Origin of the sequence: Dolosicoccus paucivorans, assembly GCF_900100125.1 — a bacterium.
GTDB lineage: Bacteria > Bacillota > Bacilli > Lactobacillales > Aerococcaceae > Dolosicoccus > Dolosicoccus paucivorans.
Genome location: NZ_FNEL01000088.1, coordinates 1 through 2572, shown reverse-complemented (window position 1 = coordinate 2572; position 2572 = coordinate 1). Strand labels below are relative to the sequence as shown.

Annotated in this window: 5 protein-coding genes; all 5 read right to left on the bottom strand. The window is 39.4% G+C overall.

Annotation, left to right across the window (positions count from 1 at the left end; all coding sequences use genetic code 11):
• On the bottom strand, positions 1-218 hold a 218-nt coding region (locus BLR79_RS08605), incomplete at its 3' end, for a helix-turn-helix domain-containing protein (protein ID WP_143338847.1).
• 68 nt (positions 219-286) lie between these two features.
• Positions 287-526 carry a hypothetical protein gene (locus tag BLR79_RS09140; protein ID WP_200778890.1) on the bottom strand — a complete coding sequence of 80 codons (240 nt, stop codon included), beginning with the start codon at positions 524-526 and terminating at the stop codon, positions 287-289.
• A complete protein-coding gene (locus BLR79_RS09260) occupies positions 498-746 on the bottom strand; it encodes an FAD-binding protein (RefSeq protein ID WP_234970881.1) in 249 nt (82 codons plus the stop codon). Before BLR79_RS09260 ends, BLR79_RS09140 begins: the two co-directional genes overlap by 29 nt.
• A 222-nt stretch (positions 747-968) precedes the next feature.
• Entirely contained in the window at positions 969-1589 is a 621-nt protein-coding gene (locus BLR79_RS08595; protein ID WP_092087017.1) for a YSIRK-type signal peptide-containing protein, read from the bottom strand.
• Between the two features lie 380 nt (positions 1590-1969).
• Positions 1970-2572: LPXTG cell wall anchor domain-containing protein (locus tag BLR79_RS08590; RefSeq protein WP_143338846.1), on the bottom strand; the 603-nt coding region annotated here is incomplete at its 5' end.

Here is a 2572-nt window from a genome sequence, read left to right as displayed (position 1 = left end):
TGAAGTTCTTCTTGAGTATATTGGTTTGGATGACTGTGAGGACGGCGACTTTTGTTACGTAAGCTATCCCACGTCTTATCGTAACGCTTGCGCCAACGTTGGACGTTTTGACGGCTTGTGCCATAACGACGGGCTGCTTTGGCGTTATTATCATATTTTTCCGCATACTCAACAACTTTTTGCCTATATCGCATTTCTTCTGTTATAATTGACTTCATGAGGAGCTTCCTTTCACACTATGGTTTTTATTTTGTCTAGATATAGTGTACCAGAAGCTCCTCTTTTTTTATGTTTTCGTGTCACATATGTATGATACCCTTACAGATCCAGAGTGTCCCACAGGAATTAATGAGCGTTTAACGGTATGGCCACCAAAGAACATTAAGGAATCTAGCCATTCAATTCCGACAAAATCACGCATCCAGTTAGCAGTATCTAGCGCGTTCTCTGCTAAGAAGTGCACCAATTCAGGTTTTCCGCCTGCTTTTAATACGTCTTCAGCAAAATAATTCAGGGCTATCTTCAATGCCCTCTTTAGCTTGAATTTCGTTACCTGGCGCTGCGTATTCTGCACCAGAAATTAATGTGTTTCCACCAACAACAGGTAGCTTTTCTAAAATAACAACACTTTCTGCTCCTGCTTCTTTAGCAGAAAGTGCGGCTGTAAAACCTGCTCCACCTGACCCGACAACTGCTACGTTTTTTAAAGAATACGCCCGTTGGCTCTTTGATTTTTCTTCCTTTATTAATGATAAAGTCGGCGTCTCAGACGTAATAGCCTCGCCAACCTTACCTGACTTCTTACCGTAAGTAACGATGTAGTCTTGGCGTGTATCTAATTCAATGGAGTCTTCATTTAGAAGGTTTTCCGGTCCACCTTCTAATATCTCACCTTTACTTAATCCTACAGGGATCGTGACAACAGTTTGACCCCATGACTTATCAGGAAAAGTAATAAAGACTGGAATTTAAACTAGCATTTCTTTAGCCACATCCTCTGTCGTTACTGTATGAACGACCTTCCCTGTACCACCGTAAATTAAATACTCACTTGATGTATCAAATTTTGTTCCAGCTGGCACTTCTACCTCTATACCCGACTTCTTCACATAAAATTCAGGAGTCACTTCAATCTCTGTTCCTACAGAAGAAGATTCAATAGTTGGATAAACTACCACATAGCTGTTAGACATAGTAGCGCTGGGTTTAGCCACTTGAACAAGTAGCTTTATCGCTAATGTATCTTGTGATTCAAAGACTATCTCATCTTCAATTTCTTCTTGAGGTAAGTTATCTGTATCTGTTCCGTCAATGGTGATACTTAATCCTTCAATAACAGACTCATCTTGTAAAGCTAACGTACCCTCATCTAACTCGAAAAGGACATCCTTTACTTCTTTAGTCATAATTCTAGAGTCATCAACTGCCTCTTCTACAACAACCGCTGGTTCTACAACTTCTTCTTGAGCACTTGCAACGATTGACTCACTACCTAAAAGAAAAGCAACGATCGCAATGGAGGCAACACCTACTGTGAACTTACGAATACTATAAGTACGAATAGATGCCCCTTGCCAAGTGTGTTTCATATAATGGTTCCGCTAAATATGGATATCCCTTCAGTATAAAATATAGTTTGTTTACTTATTAACGTAAAGCGGTTTCTTATCGATTTACGTGGATATTTTACTACAGGAATATCCTATGGAGCAATCTTTTTTTGCGTCAAATAAAGAAATTAGAGCCGATTTTAATTCAATTAAAAATCACATTTAATCAAGATTGATAATTCACACACCAAATCTTTCACTTAACTTATGACCAATATTTTTACCTTAATTTGTTAAGTTTCTTCAATCCAGTTTAATGAACACTAATTAAAAAATCTCACTTTAAAGATAAAAAAGAACCCTAGCCGCTAGGCTAGAGCTCTTAGGCGAGATCCGAAGTTCTCTATTGAGATGTAAGGTTAGTCTTCTTCACGACGACGTGCAACTAATCCTAGACCTGTTAGAACAGATACTGCTGCAGCACTTAGTAAACCTAAGTTATCAGCTTCACCTGTTTCTGGAAGAACAGCGGCTTTGTCAGAATCTGCGTCTGCTGCTGAATATTCTTCAGCTGGTTTTTCAGCTTCAGGTTTTTCACCTTCAACTGGTTTTTCAGCTTCAGGTTTTTCACCTTCAACTGGTTTATCAGTGTCAGGTTTTTGTGGTGTTTCTGGTTCTTGTGGTTTCTCAGCAACAATTACACGAACAGTTGCTTCAACAGTAGAACCATCGTCAAAGGTAATTGTAACCGGGATTTTGAATTGACCTGCCGTTTGACCGTTTGGTAAGTCTGCAGGGTCAAATTCTACTTTTAGACCGCCTTTGTAGTCTGAGTTTGGTAATAATGTGATTGCACCGTTCACGTCAGCTCCAGTTGTTGGAACACCGAAGTCTTTATGAATAAGTTGTGTTACCACATCTCCACCAAACTTGTCTGCATCAGAACGGTTGTCTGTTACAACAACACGGATTGTTGTGTCAACAGTAGAACCATCATCAAATGTAACAGTTGCTGGAATTTC